This is a genomic window from Streptomyces beijiangensis, assembly GCF_017315755.1.
GTDB lineage: Bacteria > Actinomycetota > Actinomycetes > Streptomycetales > Streptomycetaceae > Streptomyces > Streptomyces beijiangensis.
The window spans coordinates 14,370-30,866 of sequence record NZ_JAFLRJ010000292.1 but is presented as its reverse complement, the minus strand read 5'-3'; the positions used below and the strand labels follow the sequence as shown (position 1 = coordinate 30,866).

At 70.0% G+C, this 16,497-nt stretch carries 9 protein-coding genes; 4 read left to right on the top strand and 5 right to left on the bottom strand.

Annotated elements, in window-relative coordinates; genetic code table 11:
- From J0695_RS27505 to J0695_RS27485, 5 genes are all read right to left on the bottom strand, one after another.
- On the bottom strand, positions 1–530 hold a 530-nt coding region (locus J0695_RS27505), incomplete at its 3' end, for a maltokinase N-terminal cap-like domain-containing protein (RefSeq protein ID WP_443726330.1).
- 88 nt (positions 531–618) lie between these two features.
- Entirely contained in the window at positions 619–2,343 is a 1,725-nt protein-coding gene (gene treS / locus J0695_RS27500; protein ID WP_206966383.1) for a maltose alpha-D-glucosyltransferase, read from the bottom strand.
- Complete coding sequence (locus J0695_RS27495; protein ID WP_206966380.1) at positions 2,340–4,331, bottom strand: alpha-1,4-glucan--maltose-1-phosphate maltosyltransferase; 1,992 nt, start codon at positions 4,329–4,331, stop codon at positions 2,340–2,342. The genes treS and J0695_RS27495 overlap by 4 nt, the downstream gene beginning before the upstream one ends.
- A gap of 434 nt (positions 4,332–4,765) precedes the next feature.
- Positions 4,766–6,817 (bottom strand): WD40 repeat domain-containing serine/threonine protein kinase, encoded by a 2,052-nt coding sequence (locus J0695_RS27490; protein WP_206966378.1) that lies wholly within the window; start codon positions 6,815–6,817, stop codon positions 4,766–4,768.
- Positions 6,810–8,813, bottom strand: coding sequence for a WD40 repeat domain-containing serine/threonine protein kinase (locus J0695_RS27485; protein ID WP_206966376.1), 2,004 nt, complete (start codon positions 8,811–8,813; stop codon positions 6,810–6,812). Before J0695_RS27485 ends, J0695_RS27490 begins: the two co-directional genes overlap by 8 nt.
- A 431-nt stretch (positions 8,814–9,244) precedes the next feature.
- Here J0695_RS27485 and J0695_RS27480 point away from each other — a divergent pair, with 431 nt between their 5' ends.
- From J0695_RS27480 to J0695_RS27465, 4 genes are all read left to right on the top strand, one after another.
- Positions 9,245–12,628, top strand: coding sequence for an FtsK/SpoIIIE domain-containing protein (locus J0695_RS27480; RefSeq protein WP_206966374.1), 3,384 nt, complete (start codon positions 9,245–9,247; stop codon positions 12,626–12,628).
- Positions 12,629–12,804: 176 nt separating this feature from the next.
- Positions 12,805–14,220 carry an ABC transporter substrate-binding protein gene (locus J0695_RS27475; RefSeq protein WP_206966372.1) on the top strand — a complete coding sequence of 472 codons (1,416 nt, stop codon included), beginning with the start codon at positions 12,805–12,807 and terminating at the stop codon, positions 14,218–14,220.
- 7 nt (positions 14,221–14,227) lie between these two features.
- The gene (locus J0695_RS27470) at positions 14,228–15,595 is read left to right on the top strand and encodes a carbohydrate ABC transporter permease (RefSeq protein WP_206966370.1); all 1,368 of its coding nucleotides are present in this window, start codon (positions 14,228–14,230) and stop codon (positions 15,593–15,595) included.
- Positions 15,592–16,473, top strand: coding sequence for a carbohydrate ABC transporter permease (locus J0695_RS27465; RefSeq protein WP_206966368.1), 882 nt, complete (start codon positions 15,592–15,594; stop codon positions 16,471–16,473). The genes J0695_RS27470 and J0695_RS27465 overlap by 4 nt, the downstream gene beginning before the upstream one ends.
- Positions 16,474–16,497 lie beyond the last annotated feature (24 nt).

Below are 16,497 nucleotides of genomic sequence, written 5' to 3'. Positions count from 1 at the left end.
TACACCAGTGAGGAGTTGGACTGCTCGGCACCGAGCGGTCGGGGGGTGAGTCCGGGCGCGGGAAGCGCGGCGTCGGGGTCGCGGTCGAAGCGCAGGGCGCCCAGCGTGCCGGGGGTGCGCAGGCGTTCCAGGAGGAGACCGGCCAGGCGTGGGTCGAGGAGTGCGTCGTACGCGGTGAGGCCGGTCAGCGGGCCCTCGGTGACATGGCCGATGAGGGCCGAGGCGAGGTGCGGGGGGAGTGCGGCACGCAGGCCGATGAGCAACTGGTAGCAGTCGGCGCCCGGTTCGGGGGTGCGTATGAGGAGATGGAGCAGGCCCGCGGAGCCGCCCGGCGGAAGGAGCCCGGTCGCCGAGACGAGGGTGAAGTCCTCGACGGGGCGGCCCTTGCCCGCGAACCAGCGCTGCCGGGGCAGCCACTGCCTCAGCAGCGGGGTCAGGGATATCAGAGGGTCGGGTGGGTCAGGTGGGACGGACGAGGTGCGGGCGTCGTTCCAGATCGGTGCTGTCCAGAGGGATGCAGCGTTGGACATGGATCGCATCACGTCCCTTCCCGCGGTGGGATTCAGAGTGCCCAGGGCGGGGCGGTGGAAACCGCCCCGCTCGTGACGGCCAGTCGACTCAGCCCAGCACAGCGTCCTTACGGAGCCGGAACCAGTAGAAACCGTGGCCCGCCAGCGTCAGCAGATACGGCAGCTCGCCGATGGCGGGGAAGCGCACCCCGCCGATCAGCTCCACGGGGATACGGCCGGTGAAGGCCTGGAGGTCGAGCTCGGTCGGCTGGGCGAAGCGCGAGAAGTTGTGCACGCACAGGACCAGGTCGTCCCCGTTCTCCTCGGTCGACGGCGCCTCGCGGAGGAAGGCGAGGACGGCCGGGTTGGAGGACGGGAGTTCGGTGTACGAACCGAGCCCGAACGCCGGGTTCTGCTTGCGGATCTCGATCATCCGCCGCGTCCAGTGCAGCAGTGATGCCGGAGAGGCCATCGCCGCCTCGACATTGGTGACCTGGTAGCCGTAGACCGGGTCCATGATCGTAGGGAGGAAGAGCCGACCCGGATCGCAGGAGGAGAAGCCCGCGTTGCGGTCGGGCGTCCACTGCATCGGGGTGCGGACCGCGTCCCGGTCGCCCAGCCAGATGTTGTCGCCCATGCCGATCTCGTCCCCGTAGTAGAGGATCGGGGAGCCGGGGAGGGACAGCAGCAGGGCCGTGAACAGCTCGATCTGGTTGCGGTCGTTGTCCAGAAGGGGCGCGAGGCGCCGCCGGATGCCGATGTTGGCGCGCATCCGGGGATCCTTGGCGTACTCCGCGTACATGTAGTCACGCTCTTCGTCCGTGACCATTTCGAGCGTCAGCTCGTCGTGGTTGCGCAGGAAGATGCCCCACTGGGCGCTGGAGGGGATGGCCGGGGTCTTGGCGAGGATCTCCGAGACGGGGTAGCGCGACTCCCTCCGTACGGCCATGAAGATGCGCGGCATCACGGGGAAGTGGAATGCCATGTGGCACTCGTCCCCGCCCTTCTTGAAGTCGCCGAAGTAGTCGACGACGTCCTCCGGCCACTGGTTCGCCTCGGCGAGCAGCACGGTGTCGGGATAACTCGCGTCGATCTCGGCCCGTACCCGCTTGAGGAACTGGTGGGTGGCGGGGAGGTTCTCGCAGTTGGTGCCCTCCACCTGGTAGAGGTACGGCACCGCGTCCAGGCGGAAGCCGTCGATGCCCAGGTCGAGCCAGAAGCGGAGGGCGGAGATGATCTCCTCCTGGACCGTCGGGTTCTCGTAGTTGAGATCCGGCTGGTGGGAGAAGAAGCGGTGCCAGTAGTACTGCTTGCGCACCGGGTCGAAGGTCCAGTTGGAGGTCTCCGTGTCGACGAAGATGATCCGCGCGTCCTGGAAAGCTTTGTCATCGTCGGCCCAGACGTAGTAGTCGCCGTACGGCCCCTCCGGATCCTTTCTGGACTCCTGGAACCACTCGTGCTGATCGCTCGTGTGGTTCATGACGAAGTCGATGATGACGCGCATACCGCGCTGGTGCGCGGCGTCCACGAATTCGACGAAGTCGGCGAGGTCGCCGAACTCCGGCAGTACGGACGTGTAGTCCGACACGTCGTAACCGCCGTCGCGCAGCGGCGACTTGAAGAACGGCGGCAGCCAGAGGCAGTCGACGCCCAGCCACTGGAGATAGTCCAGTTTGGCGGTGATGCCCTTGAGGTCACCCACGCCGTCCCCGTTGGAGTCCTGGAAGGAACGGACCAGGACCTCGTAGAAGACGGCACGCTTGAACCAGTCGGGATCACGGTCCTTGGCCGGAGTGTCCTCGAAGGTGTCGTGGACGGGCTCGTTTACGATCATGTTGTGGGTGACCCTCCGATCGGCGGGGACGGTCGCAGGACGCAGATGTGCGCAGGCGTGACGCCCGGCTCCAGACGCACGTAATTCGCCCTGCCCCAGTGGTAGGTCTCGCCGGTGAGCTCGTCGCGCACCGGAACGGACTCGTGCCATTGACAGCCGAGCTCCGGCATGTCCAACGAGACCGTGGCCTCCTGGGTGTGGTGCGGATCGAGGTTGGCGACCACCAGAACGGTGTTCGACCCCGACTGTTTCGAGAAGGCGAGCACCGCATCGTTGTCGGTGTGGTGGAAGTGGATGGAGCGGAGCTGCTGGAGCGCGGGGTGGCGCCGCCGTATCCGGTTCAGGGTGGTGATCAGTGGTGCGATGGTCCGGCCCTCACGCTCGGCCAAGGCCCAGTCACGGGGCTTGAGTTGGTACTTCTCCGAGTGTAGGTACTCCTCGCTGCCCTCGCGCGCCGGAGCGTTCTCGCACAGCTCGTATCCCGCGTAGACACCCCACGAAGGAGACAGCGTCGCGGCGAGCACGGCCCGCACCTCGAAGGCGGGGCGGCCGCCGTTCTGGAGGTAACCGTGCAGGATGTCGGGGGTGTTCACGAAGAAGTTGGGGCGCATGTACGAGGCGGCGGCACCGGAGAGTTCGGTCAGGTACTCGGTCAGCTCCTCCTTCGTGTTCCGCCAGGTGAAATAGGTGTACGACTGCTGAAAGCCGATCCGGCCGAGCGTGTGCATCATGGCGGGCCGGGTGAACGCCTCGGCCAGGAAAATGATGCCGGGGTCGGTGCGGCCGATCTCCGCGATGACGCGTTCCCAGAAGACGACCGGTTTGGTGTGCGGGTTGTCCACGCGGAAGATGCGTACCCCGTGCTCCCCCCACAGGCGCAGGATGCGTACGGTCTCCGCGACAAGGCCGTCCAGGTCCTGATCGAACGCGACCGGATAGATGTCCTGGTACTTCTTCGGCGGATTCTCCGCGTAGGCGATCGAACCGTCGGCGCGGTGGTGGAACCAGTCCGGATGCTTCTCCACCCACGGGTGGTCGGGCGAGCACTGGAGTGCGAAATCGAGTGCGATCTCCATGCCCAACTCGGCTGCTCTGGAGACGAATTGATCGAAGTCGTCGAAGGTGCCGAGATCGGGGTGGATGGCGTCGTGACCGCCCTCGGGCGATCCGATCGCCCACGGTACACCGACGTCGTGCGGGCCGGCGGAGAGCGAGTTGTCGGGCCCCTTGCGGAACGTCGTCCCGATCGGGTGGACCGGCGGGAGGTAGACGACGTCGAAGCCCATCTCGGCGACGGCGGGCAGTCGGTTCGCCGCCGTACGGAAATTCCCGCTGACCGGGGGCTTCCCCGCCTCGACGACGGCGCCCTCCGAGCGCGGGAAGAACTCGTACCAGGACCCGTAGAGCGCCCGTTGCCGCTCGACCAGGAGGTTCAACGGCTCGCTGGAGCTGACCGGTTCACGGAGCGGGTGCCTGCGCAGCGCCTCCTCCACCTCGGGGGCGTGGACGGCGGCGAGCCGGGCGGCGACGGACATGGAGCTGTCGCGCAGGGTGTCCGCGGCGGCCTCCACGGCCGCGCGCCGCCCCTTTTTCTTCGGAACGCCGGCGGCTGCGCGTTCGTACAACTCCGCGCCCTCGGCGAGCACGAGCGCCGTGTCGATCCCGGCCGGGATCTTGATCCGCGCGGTGTGGAGCCAGGTCGCGACCGGATCGCCCCAGCCTTCGACCGTATACGTCCACATCCCCTCGGCGGTGGGGGTGACCTCGGCGCCCCACCGGTCGGTCCCCGGCGCCAGCTCCCGCATCGGCGTCCAGGGCCCTGGACGCCCGCCGGGATCTCGCAGCACCACATTGGCGGCCACGGCGTCGTGCCCGTCCCGGAAGACGGTCGCGGTGACCTGGAAGGTCTCACCGCTCACCGCCTTCGCGGGCCGGTTTCCGCAGTCGACGAGGGGGTGTACGTCCAGGACGGGTATGCGACCGATCACAAGTGACCACCTTGGGGTGGGGTGGGGTACGTGCGGCAGGGTGCGCTGCGGGGCGGGTACCGGGACAGCCTTCCCCCACACATCGGGGGGTCAATCCGGGCACATGGTTAAGTACTCGTGCGTAGCGGAACTGGCAAGTGCCGATGCGGGCGATGGTCCGGTTGTGGCGCGTTGTTGTGGGGTGCGTTCGGTTGGAGCCTCCTCTCTGATCTGGACAGGCTGAAACTGGGATCGGCGAGTTGGGCGTCAGCGCCGAGGGGCTGCGCGGTGGCGGCGACGTGGATCTGTCAGCGATGCCCGAGGCTGCTGTCCGCGCATGCCGAAGCGCCTGGCGGGGGCTGGGTGACGTCCCGTTGGCCGTGGGCCACGGCGATCCGGGCCCCGGCAACACCAACTTCCTGGAGGAGCACGCCGCCGCGCTGTGCCCCGGGGTATTACGGGACGGGCCACATCCGTACGGTGTCCATGCTCGAGGGGTCGGAGCCGCTCATGAGGCCGGCCGTCAGTCTCTTTCCGTCCGGGCTGAAGGCCACCGTCTCAAAGGAATTGGGGCCCGTGAAAGTCGCGGTGGTCTTCCCCGTGACCGTGTCCCACAGGCGGGCGGTCCCGTCCTGGTCGACGCTGGCCAGCATCCGGCCGTCGGGATGGAACGCCACCTTGTGAATGGTGTTCTTGTGGCCCTTGAGCGAGATGATGTCCTGCTTGGAGCTGGTGTTCCACAGACGCACCGTGTAGTTGAGCTCAGTGATGGCCAGGATCTGGCTGTCGGGGCTGAACGCCACGTCCTCGGAGGCGGTGTTGACGTCGAGGGTGGCCAGGATGCGGCCCGATGGCATTTCCCGTAGCTGCAGGGGCTGGCCGCAGACCAGTAGTTTGCCGTCCGGGCTGTACCGCACGGGCCCGTACTTCGCATCCTTGTGGATGGTGATGAGCCCGCCGGAGGCCACATCCCATACGTACAGGCCCTTTCCTGTACTCGCGGCCAGGGTTTTGCCGTCCGGGCTGAGGCTCGCGCCGGCGATGAAGCCGTCCTGGAGCTTGTACGACGTGATGCCGGTGAAGGTTTTGACGGTGCGGCCGGTGGCCACGTTCCACAGCCGGACCTTGTTCTCCTCAACTCGCATGAGGAGTTTGGCGTCCGTGGTGAACGTGTTCTGCTGCATGTACGCGGCGATGGCGATGCGTGTCGCGGTGCCGTGCCGGGTGGCCACGTCCCAGCGCCAGATCGCGCCGTCCCCGCCGGAGGCGAACAAGGACTTGCTGTCCGGGCTGAAGGCGATCCCCTGGACCTCCGGGGGGCCGACAAGAGCGACCGCATCCGAGCCGGATGTGCCCGCCGCGGGTGAACCGGACTTCGTCGAACGACCCGCGGGCGTACCGGAGTCGGCGCCCTGGTGGCGCATGAGGAGCGGGACCCCGACCGCTGTGGCAGCGGCCGCCGCAGCAGCCCCGCCGATGAGGAGCGCGCGCCGGGACACCCCGCCGCTGCCGCGGCCCGTTTCGGGCCGCGGTGCGTATGGAGGCCGAGGCGGCGGACCGGGCTGCCGGTACACCGGATGCGCGTAGGGCGTGCTCTCCGGGACGGCAGCCTCCGCACCCGGGGCCCTGTCCACCGGTCCCAGGTGCAGCGTCCGCTGCGGTGCGGGCAGGCGCGGATCGGGCGGGCGGACCGCGGCCCCGCCGACTGGCGCCCCCGCGAACGCGGCGGCCAGACCCGCGACATCGGGCCGCCCGGCGGGGTCCTTGGCCAGGCAGGCGGTCAGCAGTTGATGGAGCTCGCCGTCAAGGCTGTCGAGCATGGGTTCCTGGTCCAGGATCCGCTGGACGACCTCCAGGATGGTGGGCGCGTCGAACGGGCTGCGCCCGGTAGCGGCGAAGGCCAGCACGGATCCGAGCGAGAAGACATCGCCGGCGGGTCCGGCCCGGTCGGCGTGGATCTGCTCCGGCGACATGTACGCGTACGTGCCGATGATCGTGCCGGTCGCGGTCAGTGAACTGGCGTCCACCGCACGGGCGATGCCGAAGTCGATGATGCGCGGCCCGTCCTCGCCGATGATGACGTTGCCAGGCTTCAGGTCGCGGTGGATCAGTCCGCACTGGTGGATGGCGTCGAGCCCCTCGGCAAGCCCCGCGCCGAGCCGCAGTACGGCGTCGGGCTTGAGCGGGCCGCCGTCGGCGACGGCCTGGTGGAGCGTGGGCCCTGGGACGTACGCGGTGACCAGCCACGGCTCTGTCGCCTCGGGGTCGGCGTCGACGACCTGCGCCGTATGGAATCCGCCGACCTTCCGGGCCGCTGCCACCTCCCGGGCGAACCGGGTCCGGAACGATGGGGAGTCCGCGAGCTCGGCGCGGATGAGCTTCACCGCGACCTTGCGGCCCCCGGGCGACGTACCGAGATAGACGTTTCCCATGCCGCCCGCGCCCAGCCGGCCGTCCAGCCGGTAGGGGCCGACCCACTGCGGGTCGGCCGGCGTCAACTCATCCATGGGTACCGTCCGTTGAGGGTTTGATGGGCATGCCCCCGGGAAGCTTCCAGAGCTGGATCGAGGTGTCGGACTCCTTGATCACTCCTGCCAGGTTCACGGCGGCGGCCAGGGTGGTGCCGTCCGGGCTGAACACCAGCGAATTCACCGAGGCGGTGAGATTCGACTTCGGCATGACGGCGGTCAGGGCAGTGGCGGAAAGGCGGCCCGTGGAAGGGTCCCAGAGGCTGATGGTCTTGCCGGTGGTCTCACTGGCCACGGGCTCGCGATTGCCGCCGGCCCCCGCGATCAGTGCCCCGTCCGGACGGTAGACGCCCGTGGTGAGATACCCATGGTGGTCGGTGAGGGTCGCCGTGAGCCGCCCGGTGGTCACGTCCCACAGCCGCAGGCCGGGCCCGGCGCCGGTGAGGGTCCGGCCGTCGGGGCTGAACGTCACTGTGGAGTAGTTCTTGGTCCCGCCGGCCGTGAACGTCCTGATGAGACGGCCGGTCCGGGCGTCCCAGTACCGCACGGTGCCTGCCTTGGTGTCGGCGGCCACACTGGCGAGTGTCTTCCCGTCCGGGCTGAACGCGATCCAGCCCATGCTCCCGGTGTGCCCGGTGAGGGTGGCGGTGGTGCGGCCGGTGGACGGTTCGACCAGCCTTACGGTGTTGCCGACGCCCGCGGCGAGGATGCTGCCGTCGGGGCTGAACGCCAGGCAGTTGACGCTGTCGAACTTTCCTGGGTACGAGGCGAGTATTCCCTTCGGCACTCCGGTCCGCACGTCCCAGCGGCGCAGCGTCCGGTCGAAACTCCCGCTGTACAGGGTCGTGCCGTCCGGGCTGTAGGCGACCGCCATGGCCCACTGCGCATGGCCCTTGTACGTGGTGATCGTGCGCCCGCTGACGAGGTCCCAGAGCCGCAGCGTCCCGTCGAAGCTGCCGCTGGTGAGGGTCCTTCCGTCCGGGCTGAAAGCGAGGCACCCCACGGTACTGGTGTGGCCGGTGAGGCGCATGACCGGCTTGGTGATGTCCCGGGCAGCCGGGGATGCGGGAGAACCCGTGTGGCCTTTGGACGCGGACGCGGACTTCGGCCTCGGCCAGAGCATGTACGCGGGGCCTCCGACAGCCGTCGCGGCGGCAGCGACCCCTCCCAGGACCAGGGCGCGACGAGGCAGCGCATTGGGTGGAGGGGCGCTGGGAGCGGTCACCGAAAGCCGCTCGAGCACATCGGTCGCGGACGGTCGGGCGTACGGATTCTTCTCCAGACACGCGACCGTCAGCTCATACAACACACCGTGCATCCCGGAGAGTTGTGGCGCTTCCTGGGTGACCCGGTGGACGATCGCCGGAACGACCGACGCCTCGAAGGGGCTGTGCCCCGTCGAGGTGAACGCGAGTACCGAGCCGAGCGAGAAGATGTCACTGGCGTGAGTGAGGGGCTCGGCACGGATCTGCTCCGGCGACATATAGGCGTACGTACCGATCAACGCGCCCGCACGGGTCATCGGGTCGGCGGCGCCCACGGCATGGGCGACACCGAAGTCGATGATGCGCGGCCCGTCGCCGGCGAGGATGACATTGCCCGGCTTGAGGTCGCGGTGGACCACGCCGTCCGCATGGCTCGCGGCGAGCGCGTCGGCGATCTGCGCGGTGAGGAGCGATGCGCCGACCGGGGAGAAGGGTCCGTTGTCGCGGAGGTAGTGGTGCAGGTCGGGGCCGTCGATCAGGTCCATGACCAGAGCGAGGAGATCCCCTTCCACGACCAGGTCGCGGGTGCGCACGATGTTGGGGTGCGTGAGACGCAGGAGAACGGAGCGCTCTCTGAGAAAGCGCATCACGATGTCCGGGTCGTTCGCGAGCTCCTCCTTGAGGACCTTGATCGCGACCATCTCACCGGGCTGGCCGGCCACGGCCGCCTCGGCGCCCGCGGTCTCGCGCTGGCGGGCTCGCCAGACGGTGCCCGTGGCGCCGCGTCCGAGCGGTTCCTCGAGCAGGTACTTGCTGCCTACCGGCCGCACGTCATGCGCTCCCTGCTGATCGGGGTCCTGGTCCCTGCGCCGCCGGCCCGGGGGTCGTACACGTCGTGCACGTCGTGCTTCCCGGCTCCAGCGTTTCCGGCCCACTCTAGTGCCGCCGTACGGAGCACCGGCCGGGGAAGTTCCGGATGTGCGCAGGGCTGTGTTCCCGCTGTGTTCGAGTGAGAGACGCAGACGGCGCCCAGATGGTTGCCGAACCCGTCCCAACCAGGCACTTTTACGTCCAGAGCCGACCGTTCAAGATCACTTTCCGGCCACCCCCGGGCGTGTTGTCAGTGGCAGGTGCGAGGATGCCCTACAGCACGGAGTCGTGGGGTCGGGAGCCTCTCGTTCTGTGCCGACCTGCCGGGTGGGGGAGATCACAGGGCGGCTTCCCTGCCGGGCACCCCGCGCAGAAGGGACCGCCGACGGCTATGCAGATCCGGCTGACCGTCCTCGCGCCGCGAAGCGGCCGACCCTCCACCGAGATGCGTTCCTGCGACGTGCTGGTGACCGCACCCGCGGGGACGGCGCTGGCAGCCGTGGCCTCGGGCCTGGCCACCGCCGCCGCGGGCCCCGACGCGGGTGGATCGGGCGCCGTCGTGCTGTACGCGGGGCACCGGCGGCTCGACGTACAGCGGTGCGCTCTGGGTGAGCCGCCGCTCGTCGACGGGGCCGTGCTGTCGCTCCAGGTGCCTGCCGAGGACGACGAATGGGGTCTCCCCTGGTCGAACGGAGTTGAGAGCTTGGGGAACGGCGCGCACGCCGACGAGGGCGCCGCCCAGCTCCATGTGGTCTCCGGTCCTGACGCGGGCGGGGTGCATCTCCTGCACGGCGGGCAGATCCGCATCGGGCGCTCGGCGGACGCGGACGTTCCGCTGGACGACCCCGATGTCTCCCGGCTGCACTGCGCGATCACGGTCGGCGAGGACGGACGGGTCACGGTCGGCGACCTGGGCTCGACCAACGGCACGTCGCTGGACGGTGTGGCGATCGGCGGCCGACCGGTGCGGCTGGCGCCGGGGGCGCTGCTGCGGATCGGCGAATCGGCGCTGCGGCTCGCCTCGGCGTCGGGCGACGCACGGGGCGCGGCCGAGGTCGTACCGGACGGCGAGGGGCATCTGCGGGTGACGCACCCGGGCGCGGATCCGGTGGACGGCGGTGCGAACTCCCGACCGGGGGGTGAGGATTCGGCGTACGGGACAAATCCCGGTGGCGCAGGCGGCGCAGGCGGCGCAGGCGTTCTTGGTGCGACGACCGGCTCGTCCGACGTCATTCAGGGGCGGCCCGTCGGTGATTTCGGCTCTGGTTCCGTCACCGTCCACCCACGTGACGGCCGCGGCCGTCGCGAGACACCTCCGCGCGGCACGCGTATGCCGCTGCGCGACGACGACATCGACGAGCACTCCAAGGCCGAAGCCGAGGGCGAATTCGAGTGCGAAGGCGAAGGCGACACCGTGCGCAGGCGCGGTGGGCTGGGGAGTTGGGCCCGGCGGTTCACCGGCGGGCGCGGCGAGGCCGTGCGGGAGCGGGTGCCCGCCCAGGCCGCGCCGGTCGCGGGCGACGGCCGGCCTGCCGTGCGTGCCCCCGAGTCCTGGCCCGATCCGGCCGCGCTGCTGCTGACCGCACTGGGTCCGGGGACCCGGCTGTGGGAGCGCGGCCCCGGGCATCCGGAAGCTCTGGTGGTGCGGCTCGGGACGGCCGACAGGGCCGAGATGGCTTCCGTACCGGTGACGGTGTCCCTGCGCGAGGCAGGGTCACTCGGTCTCGCGGGCCCGCGAGAGCGGCTTGCCGGTCTCGCCAGGGCCGCCGTGGCCCAGCTCGCGGCCCTGCACTCCCCCGCCGATCTGGAGATCGTCCTGATCAGTACGGACCGGGGGCGGTCCCTCGCGGACCGCAAGGCCGACTGGGGCTGGCTCGGCTGGCTGCCGCATCTGCGGCCCGCGCACGGCCAGGACTGCCGGCTGCTGCTCGCCTACGACCGTGAGCAGGCCGCCGCGCGCACGGAAGAGCTCGTACGGCGCCTGGACTACGGCCCGTTGGGGACGGCCTGGGCCTCGGCGGACGCACGGAGCATCGACGAGGCCGCCCGGAACTACGAGGGGCCGCGCACGGTCGTCGTCGTCGACGGCGACCCCGGCTCCTCCGTACTGCGCGAGACCACGGCACGCCTCGCCGCCGCGGGCGCGGCCGCCGGGATCCATCTCCTCTGTCTCGCCGAGACCCCGGCGGCCTCCGCGCTCTCGCCGGTCGACGCGACGTACGAGAGCGCCTGTGCGGCCTCGCTCGCCTTCCGCGAGTGCGGGGCCGTCGCCCTGCTCAGCGGGGACGTGGCCACCGCGCTGCGGCTGCTGCGCACGGCGGGCGGGCAGCCCGCCGGGCACGGCACGCTCGCCGCGCTGGACGCGGTGTCGGCCGCCTGGGCCGAGCGGTTCGGGCGGGCGCTCGCGCCGCTGCGCGCCGACACCAGCGGCGAGCCGTCCGCGCGCCAGGCCGCGGCACTGCCCCGGTCGGCCCGCCTGCTGGACGAGTTGGGTCTCGCCAGGGCCACCCCGGCGTCCCTGATGGCCCGTTGGGCCTCGGCGGCCGACGGCAAGGACCCGGTGGTGGGCTCGGACGAACTGCACCGCCCGCCCGGCCGTGGCGGACCGCCCGGCAGCGGCGGCGGCTCCGCCGCGCCCGGGGCGCGCGCGCTGGCCGTGCTCGGCGCGGGACCGCGCGGCCCGCTCACCGTGGACCTGGCCGCCGAGGGTACGCATCTGCTGATCGAGGGCCCGGCAGGCAGCGGTCGTACGGAACTGATCCGCGCGACGGCCGCCTCCCTGGCCGCCGCCGCGCGCCCGGACCGGCTCGCCCTGATCCTGGTGGACGGCTCGGGTGGCGACGGCCTGTTCCCCTGTACGGAACTCCCCCACACCTCCACGCACCTGGTGGCGTCGGACCCGGTCCGTATGCGCGAGTTCGCCCAGTCGCTCGGCGCCGAACTGAAGCGCCGCGCCGAGCTCCTGGGCTCCATCGGCTTCGCCGAATGGCACACCCAGCGCGAGGTCTCCGAGCGCATGGTCGGCCAGCGGACCGCGCCGGGCACCCCCGGCGGCAGGCGCGTCGGCGGTACCGCACAGGGTGCGGCCCGCTCCGAGGCGGCCGAGCAGTTCAGGCCGACGGACACGGCCCCCAGGGTCGGGCCCCAGGGGCGCCCCGGCGACATAGAGTCCGCGGACTCGGGCACGCTCCGGCTGCGCGGACGTGTCGTACGGACGGATCAGGCCGCGGACGGCGCCTCGCCGCTCCCCCGGATCGTCGTGCTCGTCGACGACTTCGACGCGCTGGTCGCCCCCGCACTGGGCAGCCCCGGCCGCCCCGCCGCCGGCTCGGTGGTCCGCGCGCTGGAGGCCGTGGCCAGGGAAGGCGAGCGGCTCGGCGTACATCTGATCGCCGCCTCGGCGCGCCCGGACCGCACCGCCGACACCGAGCTCGCCCACATCGCCCGGCTCCGGGTCGTCCTGGACCCCGCTCCTGTCGCGCCGGGACCGGAGGACCCCAGCCCTGGGCGCGGCCGTCTGGGCCACCCCGACGGCAGGGTCACGCCGTTCCAGGGCGGGCGTGTCACCGGCCGCATCCCGCGCACGGCCACCTCGCGCCCCACCGTCGTACCGCTGGAGTGGGAGCGGATGGGCGATCCCCCGACGCGCAGGCCCGTCAGGGAGCTGGGCAACGGGCCCACGGACCTGGCCCTGCTGGCCAGCGCGCTCGACCGGGCCGCCCGGTCGGTGGACGCGGTCCCGATACCGCCGCTCGGCGACCGTCGCGACGGCTGACGTAACGTCACAGGCCCATCACGATCTTGGAGTTGACACGGAAGGCAGTATTGCGGGGCCAGTGCGCCGGGCGTAGGACTTACGGCACGGGACAGAGGCGTCGCCGTCGTGCCCCAACCGGTACGCGCGACACGGCTACGCCGATCCTCACGCGCACGGGAGAGGTCGGGGCAGAGATGCGCACCATACGTACGACTGGCACAGCTCACACAGCTCATACGGTTCGCACAGCTCGTCGCACTCGGAACGCCGCACTGGCGGTGCTGGCGGCGGGTTCGCTCGTCCTTGCGGCAGGCTGCGGCAGCGACGACAAGAAGTCGGACACCAAGGGGTCCAACTCCCCGAGTGCCGGGGCCAGTACGCCGAGCGGGGTCACGCTCCCCAAGCTGGACGGCGTGAACCTCACGGTGGCGGCGGTCTGGACGGGCGCGGAGCAGAAGAACTTCGTCAAGGTGCTCGACGAGTTCTCCAAGCGCACCGGGGCGAAGGTCACCTTCGTCCCCGCCCAGGACCCGATCGTCAACTTCCTCGGTACGAAGATCGCGGGCGGCGCCCCGCCGGACGTGGCGATGATGCCCCAGGTCGGCGCGGTCAACCAGGCGGTCGCCAAGGGCTGGCTCAAGCCGGCGGGCCCCGAGGCCAAGGCCGAGCTGACCAAGAACTACTCGAAGGTCTGGCAGGACCTCGGCGCGGTCAAGGGCACCCAGTACGGGGTGTACTACAAGGCCGCCAACAAGTCCCTGGTCTGGTACAACACCAAGGTCTTCGCCAACGCGGGCGCCTCCGAGCCCAAGACCTGGCCGGACTTCCTGAAGACCGCCGAGACCATCTCCGCATCCGGCGTCACCCCGGTCTCGGTCGGCGGCGCTGACGGCTGGACCCTGACCGACTGGTTCGAGAACATCTACCTCTCCCAGGCGGGCCCGGAGAAGTACGACCAGCTCGCGGCGCACAAGATCAAGTGGACCGACCCGTCCGTGAAGGACGCGCTGACCACCCTCGGCCAGCTCTTCGGCAAGCCCTCCCTCATCGCGGGCGGCGCCGACGGCGCGCTGCAGGTCGAGTTCCCCGCCTCCGTCACCCAGACCTTCACCGGCGGTGACAACCCCAAGGGCGCCATGGTCTTCGAGGGCGACTTCGTCCAGGTCAACATCGGCCAGACGAAGGCCAAGGTCGGCACCGACGCCAAGGTCTTCCCGTTCCCGGCCGTGGGCGCCAAGTCCCCCGTGGTGACGGGCGGCGACGCCGCTGTCGTACTGAAGGACTCCAAGGGCGCCCAGGCGCTGCTGACCTGGCTGGCCTCCACGGACGCGGCCAAGGTCGCGGCCGAGTCCGGCGGCTTCATCTCCCCGAACAAGGGTCTCGACCCGGCGGCGTACCCCAATGACATCCAGCGCACGATCGCCAAGGCGCTGATCGCCGCTGGCGACGACATCCGCTTCGACATGTCCGACCAGGCCCCGCAGTCCTTCGGCGGTACGCCGGGCAAGGGCGAGTGGAAGGACCTCCAGGACTTCCTGAAGAACCCGAAGGACATCGCGGGGACGCAGGCGAAGCTGGAGTCGGACGCGGCCAAGGCATACAAGAGCTGACGACGCGATGACGTCGGACGCTGCGGCGGGCGGCGCGCTGAACCAGGCGCCCCCCGCCGGGAATTCCCGTAAGAACGCGCCTGGCCGCAAGAGCGTGACAGGCACACGCAGAACCCTCGCGATCGGCTTCCTGCTGCCCGCGCTGGTGCTGCTCGGCGCGCTCGTGGTCTACCCGATCGGGTACTCCGTCTACCGGTCCTTCTTCGACAAGTCCGGCAACGGCTTCGCCGGCTTCGACAACTACACGTCGGTCTTCACCGACGACACCATCCAGACCGCCGTGATCAACAACGGCATCTGGCTGATCGCCCCGGTCGTCGCCACCGGCGTCGGCCTGATCTTCGCGGTCCTCACCGAACGGATCCGCTGGGGCACCGCCTTCAAGCTGGTCGTCTTCATGCCGATGGCCATCTCGATGCTCGCCTCGGGGATCATCTTCCGGCTGGTGTACGACCAGGACCCGCACCGCGGCGTCGCCAACGCCGTATGGGTGAGCGTCCACGACACCTTCGCCGAGTCGGCGGGCTACCCGGGCGCGCACCCCCTGCCGGTCGCCCCGCTCAAGGCAGCCGGCGGCGGCTCCTTCATCACCAGGCAGCCGGTGAGCGCGGGAACTCCGGTGCAGCTCCCGCTCGTCGGCGTACTCCCGACGAAGATGCCGACCTCCGCCAAGCCCGCGCACGAGCCGAAAGCGGCCGACGGGAAGATCACCGGCACCGCCTGGCTGGACTTCACCAAGGGCGGTGGCGGAAAGCCCAACGCGATCGACCCCACCGAACTCGGCCTCAAGGGGCTGAAGATCGAGGCGGTCAAGGACGGCAAGGTGGTGGCGACCGCGAAGGCGGCGGCCGACGGCACCTTCACGCTCCCGGCGAAAGCGGCGGGCGCCCAGCTCCGGCTCCCCGGCTCCAACTTCCACGAGCCGTACAACGGAGTCGACTGGCTCGGCCCGAAGGTGGTCACCCCGGCCATCATGGGCAGTTACATCTGGATGTGGACGGGCTTCGCGATGGTCCTGATCGCGGCCGGTCTGGCCGGCATCCCCCGCGAGCTCCAGGAGCAGGCGCGGGTGGACGGCGCCAACGAATGGCAGGTCTTCCGCCGTATCACCGTCCCGCTGCTGAGCCCGGTGCTCGGCGTGGTCACCATCACGCTGATGATCAACGTCCTGAAGGTCTTCGACCTGATCTTCATCATCGCCCCGGGATCCTCCCAGGACGACGCCAACGTCCTCGCCCTGCAGCTCTACCGCTCGTCCTTCGGTACGGACGCGGACCTGGGCATCGGCAGCGCGATCGCCGTCATCCTGCTCCTCCTGGTGATCCCGATCATGGTCGTCAATATCCGGCGGATGCGTAAGGAGGCCCGGCGATGACCGCAGAACTCCAGGTGGTGAAGGCGAAACAGTCCCTCCCGGCCAGGATCGTCTCCCGCATCGGCGGCGGCTTCGTCCGGGTCCTGCTGCTCGTCGTGGCCCTGATCTGGCTGATGCCGACGGTCGGCCTGCTCTTCTCCTCCCTCCGCTCGCCCTCCGACATCGCGGCGAGCGGCTGGTGGAAGGTCTTCTCGGCCCCGTCCCAGATGAACTTCGACAACTACTCCAACCTCCTCGACAACAAGGTCATCACCGACTCGCTGCTCTCCACCGTCCTGATCACGGTCCCGGCGACTCTGCTGGTCGTGATCATCGGCTCGCTCGCCGGTTACGCCTTCGCCTGGATGGAATTCCCTGGCAGGGACTGGTGGTTCCTGCTCGTCGTCGGCCTTCTGGTGGTCCCCGTCCAGGTCGCCCTGGTCCCGGTGGCGAAGATCTTCGGCGAGCTCGGCATCTTCGGCACCACCATCGGCGTGATCATCTTCCATGTCGCCTTCGGCCTGCCGTTCGCGATCTTCCTCCTCCGCAACTTCTTCGCGGAGATCCCCCGCGAACTCCTGGAGGCCGCACGCCTGGACGGCGCGGGCGAGATCCGGCTCTTCACCCGGGTCGTCATGCCGCTCGGGGGTCCCGCGATCGCCTCGCTCGGCATCTTCCAGTTCCTCTGGGTCTGGAACGACATGCTGGTCGCGCTGATCTTCGCCGACTCCAAGCACCCGCCCATCACCGTCGCGCTCCAGCAGCAGGTCCGTCAGTTCGGCAACAACATCGACGTCCTGGCGCCCGGCGCCTTCGTCTCGATGGTGATCCCGCTCGCCGTCTTCTTCGCCTTCCAGCGGCAGTTCGTCTCCGGTGTCATGGCGGGCGCGGTCAAATAGGCCCGGAACAGGCCCGGTTCACCC

Coding starts and splice junctions, on each gene's coding strand:
- J0695_RS27465 (WP_206966368.1), top strand. CDS start 15,592: ATGACCGCAGAACTCCAGGTGGTGAAGGCGAAACAGTCCCTCCCGGCC.
- J0695_RS27480 (WP_206966374.1), top strand. CDS start 9,245: ATGCAGATCCGGCTGACCGTCCTCGCGCCGCGAAGCGGCCGACCCTCC.
- treS (WP_206966383.1), bottom strand. CDS start 2,343: ATGATCGTAAACGAGCCCGTCCACGACACCTTCGAGGACACTCCGGCC.
- J0695_RS27470 (WP_206966370.1), top strand. CDS start 14,228: ATGACGTCGGACGCTGCGGCGGGCGGCGCGCTGAACCAGGCGCCCCCC.
- J0695_RS27490 (WP_206966378.1), bottom strand. CDS start 6,817: ATGGATGAGTTGACGCCGGCCGACCCGCAGTGGGTCGGCCCCTACCGG.
- J0695_RS27475 (WP_206966372.1), top strand. CDS start 12,805: ATGCGCACCATACGTACGACTGGCACAGCTCACACAGCTCATACGGTT.